Genomic DNA, 11,235 nt, shown 5'->3' with positions numbered 1-11,235 from the left:
ATCAGGACAACCCGAGGTATCGTCAGAGCTGCGAGCTCGTTAAGTTGTTGGGGACCAGATCTGCGGACTTTCATCAGGGCCAGCGGTCACATGAGCCGCACTCACAGGCCGTAGATATGACTGCCCCGACCACTTGCACTCACGTTCAACAAAACCCTTGCCGGCAGGGAGCGTCCAGATATGACGATGCCTGAGACGCTGGTCGACCTCTGTGAACGGCTCAATGAGACGCCGCACAAGTGTCTTGGCTATTGCACGCCGGCAGAGGTTCTCATGAGTTCTCTGGATCCGGGCTTGCCGGGGCTGAGCAACTCTGACCAGCGCAGTCCCGGCAAACCCTGGGTGAGAGGATACCCCTAACGCCCAACCCTCGCACTTCGGCTTGATTCCACATTGCTTGATCGCTTCTCGTTGGGATGGCAGAGCCTGAGTCATAACCTCCCTGTCCGGAGCGCCGTGGCCCAGTCTGGCCGCCCCTGCTGCTCCGCCAAAAATGCAGCTGCCTCCCAATCGTACTCGACCGCCATCATTTCGACGTGCCATCCGCCTTGGGTGCGTTCGACCAAAGCGTAGCGAGCATGCGGCGACCCGGCAGCCATTGTATGCGGGAGCGGAGCGGCATCGTTAAAGGCTTGAAGCCCTACGCTGCCCGGATTCACGATGAGCCGGCCGTCGTCGAGGCGCATCACCCGCGGAATATGAGTGTGACCGCACAGGATCAGGGAGGCGCTGGCCTGGCCAGCCCGTGTGGCAGCCTCGTCCCGTGTTGCAGGACGGCAAGTCCCTTCTTCCAAGGTTTCGAGGAAATAGGTGAGGTCACTGTCTGGCGTCCCATGGACCAGGAGCACATCCTCCCCGATGAGAAGGGTCTCTGGGAGAGTGGCCATCCAATCTCGCTGCTCGGAACTTAGGTGTTGGGCCGCAAAAAGGTCTGAGGCTCCCATCTGATCCGGCGATAGAGTGAGGAGCTGGCGCTCATGATTACCGCGCACGGAGGACAGGGCGAGGCTCATCAGCCGTTCGGCTGTCGCGAAGGGCTGCAACGGTCCTGAGACGGTATCTCCAAGATTGATGATCAGGTCCGGGCGTTGCTGGGCGATGTGCGACAGCACGGCCTCCAAAGCTGCGTAGTTGCCGTGAACATCCGAGATGGCTGCGATTTTCATAACTGCCCCTGAGCAAAAAGGCGAGAACTGACAGTGCTGTACCACGGTTACCTTCACTTTGCTGGGCAGCCAAGCCTCGGCGTTCCATAAACGGCTTCGCGGAAATTCGTTGACAGTCTTCTCCCCGTGTAATCGATTACACGGGGGTGCAATGAACGACTACGACCGCGAACAGCAACACAAGCTTCAGAAACTGGAAGCCATCAACGGCGAACTGGCTCGGCATAAGAGGATGGCCCGGCTCGTCCTGCTCCTGGTTGTGCTCCTGAACGCTGTGGTTCTCGCCCTGCTGGCCCAGCATTTGCTGGGCCGGGAATGACCGTCGACGGGCCTATTGGATCCATTCATAAAGGCGCTCCATAAAGGCGGTTACGCGCAGTCCGCAGACACCCTTCCTGCTTTCGCGCGAAGGCCTGCGCGCCAATGCCCCATCTCCTTCTGGGCGAGGCTCCTCCGGGTCAGAACGGCGTAAGGTGGTCTGCCTCGGCGGTCCTCAGTCCGCCAAGAGGTGGAGCCGCCGAGAGATGGAGGCCTCCATGTTGTTCGTCGTCATCGGCAAGCAAAGGCCGGGAGCACCGGCAAGGAACGGATCGCCCGCCGCGTGAGCTGGGAGTACCCTGCCGGCATGCGGATGGTTGCGGAATACTGGCCTATGAGTACCGAGGCCGCGGTGATCGCGGTCGCCGAAGCGGAAAATGTCGCCCCAATCATGCAGGCGATCGTCGATTGGGATGACGTCTTTGACTTGACCGTCATGCCCGCGATGACTGCCGAGCAGGGCCTCGAGTTGGCGAAGCAGATGCAGGCTGGCTCTACCGCCTGAGACTTTCACGCAGGAATGCTGCGAACAGCGTTTGGATGCGTGGCCAGCGCACGGACACGCAGATCAACCCCTGATGGTCTCGCACCGACCGGAGATGGGTTGCTGGTTCTATCTAACGGTCTTCTCGGACTTACGCGCCCGTCACCTTCAGGATGAGGCAGACCGATGGCGCTTTTCGGCGCAATGGCTGAGGCAAACTCGAAAATACAGCCGTATTGCATCAATCGCTTAGCCGAGGACCTGAGCCATCCTTTGGTACCCTCTACAAATGTGGACGCTCGCATAGGATAGCTCTAATTCGGCACAGTGCTTCCTCAATGCGCGCATCGGCCCGCCTCACCCACTGAAACGTGAGACGAGGTTCTTCTGCGATCGTATGGAAACCTCGGCAACCGGATCGAACCGAGAGGCCGCGCAACCGGCCGGCCTTTTCTTGTGTCGGGCAATGTCGCTTTGACCGTTCTCAGCCCCATTGCGGACACTCGGCGTACTTCAGGAACGTGCCATTTGCAGACATTCGATAGGAACGACCTTTATCGTTGCACTGACAAAGGACTTGTAACGAAGGGGCGTGATCAACGAGGCGTCGATTAGGGACGTTCAAATTCGGAGCCTCGCTTCATCTGAGTGGCACGCATGATGATGAGATCTCTGTGGGTACCATATCCGAGCAGCTTTTCGTGGTACTGCGTACCCTCGAACGTGATGAGCAGGTAGCTGGTCTGCCCCCGATCGGAAATCGGAATCACCTGAGGATCGCTTTGTTGCACGAATAGGCGTGTTGGTAACTGGAGCCGGGTCACATAGGAGGCCTGGGCCCTTCCTGTCGGATGTCTCCCGTGCCATTCAAAGCCAATGCCGCCCGCCGCCACCGCATCCCGAAGCAGCGGCACCGGGTTACGAATTGGTCGGAGTATGATGCGGCTCTGCGTCAGCGCGGCAGTCTCACCGTCTGGTTCTCTGAGGAGGCGATCGCCGCCTGGCGGGTGGAGCGCCGCACCATGCGGGGCGGTCAACCCCACTACTCGGCTCTGGCGACCCGAACAGCCCTGACGCTCCAGGCGGTGTTTCGGCTGGCGCTGCGCTAGACCGAAGGGCTGATCGGCTCGATCCTCCAACTCCTCGGTCTGGATCTGCCGGTGCCGGATCACTCAACCCTGAGCCGCCGGGCCGAAACTCTGGAGATGCCAAGACCCGTTTCTCGCGGCGAGCCTGTTCACCTACTGGTCGACAGCACAGGCCTGCGGCTGTGTGAATCCGGTGAGCGGCTGGTTGAGAAGCACGGCACCCGCAGGCGCCGATCCTGGCGGAAGCTGCACATTGGCGTCGACGCTAAGACTGGCTAGATCCTCGCATCAGACCTGACCAGCTGCGATGTTGACGATGGCTCCCAGATCGAACCGTTGCTCGACCAAATCACAGGCTCCCTCGCTACCCTTACCGGTGATGGGGCTTACGATCAGGCCGGCGTCTACGGCACTGTCGCCCAGCGCCATCCTGAGGCCCAGGTGGTTGTTCCACCGCGATCAACGGCGGTGCCGAGCGACATGGCAGAGAGCACGCCGACCCAGCGCGACCGGTACCTCCAAAGCATCGCCGAGCATGGACGTGTGGGCTGGCAGAGGAGATCCGGGTACACTCGACGAGCCCTGGTGGAGGCGTCTATAAGCCGCTTCAAACGAGTGATTGGAGATGCGCTGCGCTCGCGTGCGGAAACCCGCCGCGCCACCGAGGCCACTATCGCTGTTCATGCCCTGAACCGCATGCTTGAGTTTGGACGCCCGAAGGCCGTCCGCATCGCTTGAACTCGGTCTGCGAGTGCAATCAATGTGTGCACGGTCGGATCCGTGCAACAAAGCCACGCAACCCCCAGGGGGTCCTCACCGATGGGCTGGTAATCGTGTCGCGATGGCAGGCTTCTGAAACCAACTCATCACCAACAGCCTCACAGAACCTTGGGCTCCCAGGCCATCGATGCCTCAATCTGGCGCACCGACGGCACTATACAGCCTCTCCACCCGTTGCTGCGTCTGTTTGTTCCTCAGGTGACTCACGCAGTGAGACGAGTTGGAATGCTGGCACCGGCTTGTGGAATCCCTTCAGCGTCAGATCCCCGACTGGAGCGGCTTCGATCTTATCCTGGAGGGAAGCTAGAACCCTCTGGGTTAAGAGTATTTGTCCCGGCCTAGCCTCGCTGCACAGGCGGCAGGCAAGGTTTGGAACGGTGCCGATAACCGAGTATTCCAACCGGCGCTCGAAGCCGACGCTCCCCAGTGTCGCGTAGCCTCTGGCCACGCCGACGCCGAACCCGAGCTCATGCCCTCGTTTCCGCCAGCCCTCGGCTAGCGTTTGGATGCCCGCACGCATGTCGAGCGCCATGCTCACCGCACGCTCGGTATGATCCGTCTGCGCGATTGGATCATTAAACAGTACCAGGACCCCATCCCCAACGAACCGCTCCAGAGTCCCCTCATAGTGCAGAACGAGTTCTTCCACGGTGGCATGGTACTCCCGAAGAACGGCCATGACCTCCTCAGGCTCCGCCGTCTCGGCGAAGCTCGTGAAGCCCCGTAAATCTCCAAAGAGGACTGTGACGTCGCGCCGGTGACTCTGTAGGGGATCCACATCTCCATGTCCCGCGATCACAAGCTCCGCCACTTGCGGGGGCAGAAACCGGCGTAGGCGGTCCATCCGCTCGATTTGCGCGACTTGCTCAGTCACCCGCTGCTCCAGCAGCTGGTTCCACTCGGCGAGTCTTCTTGCTTGGTCCTGGACCATATCGTGCAACGCCTTGATGCGCAGCATGGACCGGACCCGCGCCAGCAGCGCAGCATGGTCGATCGGTTTGGTCAGGTAATCGTCACCTCCGGCATCCAAACCCTCGACGACTTCGCGCGGATCCGACTTGGCTGTGACAAGGATGACAGGAATGTGCCGGAGCGCCGCATCGGCCTTCAGCCGCCGGACGGTCTCGATTCCGTCCAGCTTCGGCATCATGATATCGAGCAGGACCAGGTCGGGAGCGAGTTCCTTCACCCGATCGAGCGCCTCCTCGCCATCGGCGGCGGTTGCAACGTCATAGCCCTGGCTCTGAAGCCTGCGCGCCAGAAGATCGAGGTTCTGCGGCGTGTCGTCAACGATCAGAATGAGGGGTGCGTCGCGCATGTCCGTGTGTCCGCGTCATGCCAAGTATTGCTGGATTGTGGCCAGCAGCTTGCGCGGGCTGAACGGCTTGGCGACGTAGGCATCGCAGCCAGCCTCACGCGCCTTTGCCTCGTCGCCCGCGAGTGCATAGGAGGTGACGGCGATGATCGGGATATGGTGAAGGACCGGGTTGCCTTTGATGCGCCGGGTCGCGTCATAGCCGTTCACCAAGGGCAGCTGGATGTCCATCAGAATGAGGTCGGGCCGGCTCCTTTCTGCCTCGGCGACGCCGTCCTCGCCATTGACGGCCTCCAGCACCTCAAAGCCGGCGCGTGTCAGCAGGTCGCGCAGCATCCGCCGGTTATGCCAAGTATCCTCAACGACAAGGATCCGCTTCATCACGCCGCCTCCATGACCTCGTCCACTTGGATCGGCACAATGATCCTGAAGGTCGAGCCTTGCCCTGGAGCAGACTCCACTTTGATTGTTCCACCATGCATTTGGATAATACGTCTTGAGATCGCGAGCCCCAGTCCAGTGCCACCCTTTTCTCGGGTTGACGAATTGTCGACCTGATGGAACACGTCGAAGATCCGGTCCTGGTCGGCCAGGGCAATTCCCGGGCCAGTGTCAGACACCGCCAGCTCGAACGCATCACCGGCGACGCTCGCGGTGATCCTGACCGCCCCCACGTCCGTGAATTTGATGGCGTTTCCGACAACGTTCAAGAGGACCTGGGTGAGCCGCCGCTCATCCCCTCGCCCTAAGGGAAGGTCATCCGCAATGTTGACCTGCAGATCAAGACCCTTGGCTTGGGCCAGGGGCTGCGCGACAGTGAGCACGGCTTCAATGACGCTCTGAGCGGCGTAATCATCGAGCGTCAGCGTAAATTGTCCCGCCTCTATCTTCGATAGATCAAGAACGTCGTTGATGAGCGCCAAGAGGTGTTCGCCATTCGATTGGATGTACTCCAGAATTTCGTGGGCTTCGCCGGCCACCTCGCCGTAGACACCGTCGAGCAGCATTTCTGTGTAGCCGAGAACCGCATTGAGCGGCGTGCGCAGCTCGTGACTCATGTTGGCCAGGAACTGCGACTTATGCTGACTGGCGATCTCGAGCTGCCGGCCCTTGTCTTCAATCTCACGGAACAACCGTGCGTTCTGGATGGCGAGCACCGACTGGTTGGCGAAGGTCTGCATGACATCTATGGTCCGCCGAGGGAATTCCCCCTCCTCGCGCCGCATGAGAACGAACGTTCCGAAGACGCGCTCCGCGCGCACGAGCGGAACAACCAGGACGCTTCGGATCCCAGCTCCAAGGGCCACATCGCGGAGCGGCCAGCTTGGCAAGCGGGTGAGATCATTGACTGAAACGGGAGCATGTTGCCGGATCGCCGTTCCCATCACCGTTTCCGTTTCAAGAATCTGCAGGCTCCGGATCTGGGCCGACAGAGCCTCTTCAAGGCCGGCTGCCCGCCACAGCATGAATCGGCGGTTGGTTCGATCGTAGCGGAACAGCGCGCAGGCATCGGACTGCCCTAACGCCATGGCTGAGGCTGAGATCAGATTGAGGACGCGGGTCAGGTCGAGAGTGCCGCTGACCGCCTGGCCGGTTTCTGCCAGGGCCTTGAGCTCCTCGACGGAAGTGGCCAGTGCGACGGATTGCTCCTGCAACTCCCGGACGAGCCGGGCATTCTCGATCGCGATCACGGCCTGGTCAGCGAAGCCAGTAACCAGATCAACCTGCTTGTCCGTGAACGGCTCAACGTGATTGCGGGCGAGTGCGATCACGCCAATGGGCTCTCCGTCGCGTAACAGCGGCACGCCCAGCACAGTGCGGAAGCCGCCGAAACTCCGTGCCTCTTGCCAAGTGTAGCGCTCGTCCGTCGCGACATCGTCAAAGTGCACCACGCGTCGTTCCGTGGCAGTTCGCCCGACCACAGTTCCCGATGCATCGGACCGGATCGGATTGTCTTCGATAAACTGCCTGAAATCTTGCTCAAAACCGAACGAGGCTCTGAGCCTGTAAAGCCCCTCCTCCAGGCGAAACAGAAAGCCCTTGTCCGCACGGCAGAGTTGGGTTGCCGTTTCCACGAGTGTATCGAGAACCGGCTGCAGGTGAAGCGTCGAGCCGCTGATGGCCTTGAGCACCTCGCCTGTCGCCGTCTGATAGGTCAGTGCTTCAGCGAGTTCGTGGGTGCGGGCTTCGATCTCCCGGTAGAGGCGTCCGAGTTGCTCGGACGTCTGATTAACGTTCGCCGCCAGCATTCCAAGCTCGTCCCGGTTGGTGACGGTAACTTGCTGCGCAAAGTTGCCGGCGGCAATCTGCCGAAGGTGAGCTTCGATCTTCTGGACTGGTCCGATCAGCGACCACGAGATGATGTATCCAAAGCCAAGCGCCAGCATGATACTGGCGACAGCGAACGAAACAACAATCCTCCGGGAGGTCACGTAGGCTCTTTCCGTTGTATCAATGGCGTCAACCATGTCGGCCTCGGCTAGATTGACGAGCTGGTTCGTCAGGCGCTCGAGGCGGTCGGCCAACGGGATGATCTGCGCCTGAACGTCGCGCGCCTCGTCCGTCCGGGCTGCCCGAATGAGGTCTACGACACGCACTACCTCAGCTGTGAACTGATCGTAGTTCTGTCGAACTTGCCTGAGGAGATCCGCTTCTTCGTTGGCGACAAACTCCATGCGGTCGAGGTCGTAGCCGAATTGTCTGAGTTGACGGAGCGCCGAATCGAGCATCCGGCCGTCCTGAAGCAGGAGCGCGGTCGAGATGCTGTAGAGTTGGCTCGTCGTGTCGTGCTGAACCTGATGATAGGCTGCGATCTTTCGTTGCAGCCTGATCAATTCATTAGTTTCGTCATTGACCCCGCTCAATACCTTCAACCCGACCGTGCCAAGCACGATCAGCAAGCCGACAATCGAGAGAAACGCGATCAGAAGCTTGGTCTGAACACGCGCTGGCCATCGCGCTACCAAGCCAATTAAACGGTCCCCAGGCTTAGTTGGATTCGTTGGCGAGGCTGAGAAGATCACGCCGGAACTCCTCCAGATCAAATCGAACCCCCAGATACTGAACACGCAGGATACCCTTCGGGTCGACGAGCGATGTAAGGAACGTGTGGTCTATATCTCCTACGGAGGTCTCCCTTGCAAACACGCCGTACTTCCGGGCTACGTCGCGAATGGAAGCTGGATCACCAGTCAGAAATGCCCAACCTCTCAGGTCTGCGGAGAAATTGTCGGCGTATTGCCTGAGCACTTCCGGGGTGTCCCGCTCCGGGTCGACGGTGATTGACACGAAGGCAACCTTTGGGCCGAACGCGGGGCCCAGCTTGTCCTGCACACGCACCATGGTATCGGTCAGCAAAGGGCAGCTATCGGTACAGGAGGCAAAGATGAAGGTCACCGCGACCACTCTGCCGCGGAAATCGCGGAGCGACACGTGCACGCCGTCCTGCGAGGTCAGAGTAAAGTCCGGCGCTGGCCTGATCGCAGGCAGGCGTTGTTCGTGTGGAGCGTCGTGCGCGTGCACCGGACAGGAGAGAACCCCTAGCAAGAGGAGACGTGTCGGCCACCTGCTCATGTCTTCAACTCACGCTTGATCTCGTTGAGAAAGCGCCAATCCGTCCCATTGGCGATGATCTTTTGCGGGCTTGATTTGATCATACCGCCTTCGCGGAGACGCAACGAGAAGAATCGGATCGTGTCCTCTGGGTCATGATCCCGCCATTTCGCGTACGAAATTTCCTTGAGCGCCTGAAGCGCAGGCTCGTACCGCTTAGTATAGCCGCCATCGACCAGGAAGCGAGCCACCCGTTCCGGCTCCGAGACGCACATCTCAGTGGCTTTGATGATCGCCCGCACGACCCGCTTAGTGGCCACTGGGTATTTTTGAGCGTACGTTGCATTACTTGCCAACATGCAGCAGAAATGCTGCGACCAGGGTCGATCCTGGATGCTGTTTACAATGACATGGCCGATCTTGCGGGCGCGTAGCTCCTGGGGCTCAGGCGGGAAGCCGAGGAACGCATCGGTCTTGCGCTGCATGAACAGGTCGAGCGCCTTGACGTCACTGGTTATCCAGTTGATGTCCTTGAGGGGATCGAGGCCGACATTGGTCGCCATTGCGGTCACGAAGACATGCGGGTCCGATCCGAGATTTTGTCCAACGCCGACCGTCTTGCCCTTCAGGTCGAGAACACTGTTGATGCCCTCGTGCGCGAACAACTCATAGCAGCCGACATGCACGCCCGCGAGTACTTTGATGGGTGCCCCCTGATCGATTGGGATGGCGAGAGCTGTTGCGAAGTCCAAGGCGAAATCGATGTCGCCACGCCCCAGCATCGCGATCGATGCAAGGCCAGCCTGCTGGTCGATATACTGGAAGTCCGTCAAGCCCTCGGCACGGATCAGCTCTTCCGCGATGAATTGCGGCGCGATGCAGATCCCGGGCCCTCTTGAGAAGCGAACGGTGGTCGTTTCGAGCGGTGCCTCCGCAGCGTGGGCGCCGCGGACGCCCGCTAGAGCTGCAGCGCCTGAAATTGTGAGGTCGGCGAGGAATTGGCGACGAGTTTGAAGGATTTGCATAAGGGACCTCCTCCGGTTCATTTCGGATCAGGCAAGTCCAACTCTCAAGCGACACGTGATCTTACGAAAAAGCGCAGATGTGTACCTTCGAGACATCCCTCGTCGAACAAGCTGGGCCGTGCCGTTGGGTCCAGGCGTGTCCTCTTCAACGACAGATGGCGGCTGAGTGCCCCGGATGACTCGACGGCAAAGGAGCCGGGATATGCGGCCCGGGAAAGAATTGCCAGAACCAGGGGGCGGTCTTGCCTCTGCATGCGCATGAGGTGCCTCATCGGATGAGACATTCTATCACGAGCGGAGATCCCGGAGAAGACAAGGCATTCTCAGGGATGGATAGCCGCAGTGCGCCGGCACAGATATGCAATGCCCCCTAGCCACGGGAGCGAAGGTCGTCGTTGAACTCCCAAGGGGGAGCACGAGATTCTGTGGGGCAGCCAATGTGAGAAGCCTCTCCGGAAGGCTACGATTAGGCCCAATTGACGGCAGTGCAATGGGAGCCAAGACCACGAGCGACTTGTTGCGCCGCATTTCCTTATGCTCCCGTCGCATCCGGCCTGCTCCATAAAGGCTTCTTGGATTCACGCTCACCACGGGCTCAGCAGCACCTCACCTGACGGCCACGCTTCGGACCGTGCGGCACGGGCGATCGCTTGCCTGATCACTTGTGCTGGCCAGGAACGGTCCATTTGTGCCAGGAGCCCCTCGATGACGGGAACGCCGCGCCCGCTGCACGTCAGCCTTGTCGCCATCCCTGATGCGGTCATCTCGACCCTGACCGGGATCTACGATGGGCATCGTCAATTTAACGGCTTGAGATAGATCTGCTCCTCTGGAGCGTCAGATCAGAGGCCAGCAGCGATGCCCAGCGAGCACTTCGATGTCAACGACCTGCAACGATCGAAGGTAGTGCTAGAGGGCCTGTCAATCTTGGCGCCAGCCGCCTGATCCAGATCACCAACAATGTCTGCAACGTCGGGACCAGTCGCGATCATGGCTTACCACCTTCCATGAAGGAGCCTTCTTGGCGATAGGTATGGCTTGTCGATGCGGATGATCTGGTCCATTTCAGCTCGGCTGACCCGATACCCGTTCAGGACAGGGTCGTAGACGAGGTTCTCCCACGGGAAGACGTAGCAGCAAGCACCGAACCCAAGGAAGCCGTCCACGACAGCATCAGCGAAGACAAGGTGGCCATGAGCGTCCCGGTACCGCCGCTTGCCTGCACCGATCCGCCGACCTTGAGGGTCAAAGATGGCTGCGCCATTGATCTGGTTATCCTCGACAAGGATATTCCATGAACTGGCTTGGTTCATCGCCATGCACTATCCTTCCCCTTGGGGCGGACCCGGGTCGAGCAACAGTCCGAAGTCTCGTAGCCATCACCGGACCGGGATGCCGTACTGAAGGCCTCCCTTGGTCCACAGCGCGTTCTGACCGCGCTTGATCTTGAGCGGAGAACCCTCGCCGACGTTGCGCTCGAAGCTCTCGCCGTAATTGCCCACGTGCC

Annotated in this window: 9 protein-coding genes and 2 pseudogenes; 3 read left to right on the top strand and 8 right to left on the bottom strand. The window is 60.1% G+C overall.

Annotation, left to right across the window (positions count from 1 at the left end; genetic code table 11):
- Positions 1-431: 431 nt before the first annotated feature.
- Positions 432-1,166: a metallophosphoesterase family protein gene (locus ACS5Q1_RS43325; RefSeq protein WP_473104024.1), complete on the bottom strand. Its 735-nt coding sequence runs from the start codon at positions 1,164-1,166 to the stop codon at positions 432-434.
- Positions 1,167-1,317: 151 nt separating this feature from the next.
- Between ACS5Q1_RS43325 and ACS5Q1_RS43320 the strand changes: the two genes are divergently transcribed.
- The 3 genes and pseudogenes from ACS5Q1_RS43320 (at position 1,318) to ACS5Q1_RS43310 (ending at position 3,794) form a co-directional block, all read left to right on the top strand.
- Positions 1,318-1,485: a hypothetical protein gene (locus ACS5Q1_RS43320; protein WP_473104023.1), complete on the top strand. Its 168-nt coding sequence runs from the start codon at positions 1,318-1,320 to the stop codon at positions 1,483-1,485.
- Between the two features lie 189 nt (positions 1,486-1,674).
- The gene (locus ACS5Q1_RS43315) at positions 1,675-1,989 is read left to right on the top strand and encodes a DUF3303 family protein (protein ID WP_473104022.1); all 315 of its coding nucleotides are present in this window, start codon (positions 1,675-1,677) and stop codon (positions 1,987-1,989) included.
- 839 nt (positions 1,990-2,828) lie between these two features.
- Positions 2,829-3,794 (top strand): annotated as a pseudogene (locus ACS5Q1_RS43310) (IS5 family transposase).
- A gap of 196 nt (positions 3,795-3,990) precedes the next feature.
- Here the strand turns inward: ACS5Q1_RS43310 and ACS5Q1_RS43305 are convergent.
- From ACS5Q1_RS43305 to ACS5Q1_RS43275, 7 genes and pseudogenes are all read right to left on the bottom strand, one after another.
- On the bottom strand, positions 3,991-5,154 hold the full coding sequence (locus ACS5Q1_RS43305; RefSeq protein WP_473104021.1) for an adenylate/guanylate cyclase domain-containing protein: 1,164 nt from the start codon (positions 5,152-5,154) through the stop codon (positions 3,991-3,993).
- A gap of 15 nt (positions 5,155-5,169) precedes the next feature.
- Positions 5,170-5,532: a response regulator gene (locus ACS5Q1_RS43300; protein ID WP_473104020.1), complete on the bottom strand. Its 363-nt coding sequence runs from the start codon at positions 5,530-5,532 to the stop codon at positions 5,170-5,172.
- Entirely contained in the window at positions 5,532-8,117 is a 2,586-nt protein-coding gene (locus ACS5Q1_RS43295; protein WP_473104019.1) for a GAF domain-containing protein, read from the bottom strand. The genes ACS5Q1_RS43300 and ACS5Q1_RS43295 overlap by 1 nt, the downstream gene beginning before the upstream one ends.
- Positions 8,118-8,139: 22 nt before the next feature.
- Positions 8,140-8,724 carry an SCO family protein gene (locus ACS5Q1_RS43290; protein WP_473104018.1) on the bottom strand — a complete coding sequence of 195 codons (585 nt, stop codon included), beginning with the start codon at positions 8,722-8,724 and terminating at the stop codon, positions 8,140-8,142.
- Positions 8,721-9,728: an ABC transporter substrate-binding protein gene (locus tag ACS5Q1_RS43285; RefSeq protein WP_473104017.1), complete on the bottom strand. Its 1,008-nt coding sequence runs from the start codon at positions 9,726-9,728 to the stop codon at positions 8,721-8,723. Before ACS5Q1_RS43285 ends, ACS5Q1_RS43290 begins: the two co-directional genes overlap by 4 nt.
- Before the next feature lie 995 nt (positions 9,729-10,723).
- Complete coding sequence (locus tag ACS5Q1_RS43280) at positions 10,724-11,047, bottom strand: hypothetical protein (RefSeq protein WP_473104016.1); 324 nt, start codon at positions 11,045-11,047, stop codon at positions 10,724-10,726.
- 60 nt (positions 11,048-11,107) lie between these two features.
- Positions 11,108-11,235: pseudogene (locus ACS5Q1_RS43275) on the bottom strand (amino acid ABC transporter substrate-binding protein); the annotation flags it as partial.

The sequence above is a fragment of the Microvirga sp. GN3 genome (assembly GCF_055792825.1).
The sequence above is the reverse complement of the archived record's forward strand: the minus strand, read 5'-3'. Positions and strand labels throughout refer to the sequence as shown.

What these genes read in the sequence shown, in the direction of transcription:
- ACS5Q1_RS43285 (WP_473104017.1), bottom strand. Translation starts at nt 9,728, where the DNA reads ATGCAAATCCTTCAAACTCGTCGCCAATTCCTCGCCGACCTCACAATT.
- ACS5Q1_RS43320 (WP_473104023.1), top strand. Translation starts at nt 1,318, where the DNA reads ATGAACGACTACGACCGCGAACAGCAACACAAGCTTCAGAAACTGGAA.
- ACS5Q1_RS43305 (WP_473104021.1), bottom strand. Translation starts at nt 5,154, where the DNA reads ATGCGCGACGCACCCCTCATTCTGATCGTTGACGACACGCCGCAGAAC.
- ACS5Q1_RS43325 (WP_473104024.1), bottom strand. Translation starts at nt 1,166, where the DNA reads ATGAAAATCGCAGCCATCTCGGATGTTCACGGCAACTACGCAGCTTTG.
- ACS5Q1_RS43300 (WP_473104020.1), bottom strand. Translation starts at nt 5,532, where the DNA reads ATGAAGCGGATCCTTGTCGTTGAGGATACTTGGCATAACCGGCGGATG.
- ACS5Q1_RS43290 (WP_473104018.1), bottom strand. Translation starts at nt 8,724, where the DNA reads ATGAGCAGGTGGCCGACACGTCTCCTCTTGCTAGGGGTTCTCTCCTGT.
- ACS5Q1_RS43280 (WP_473104016.1), bottom strand. Translation starts at nt 11,047, where the DNA reads ATGGCGATGAACCAAGCCAGTTCATGGAATATCCTTGTCGAGGATAAC.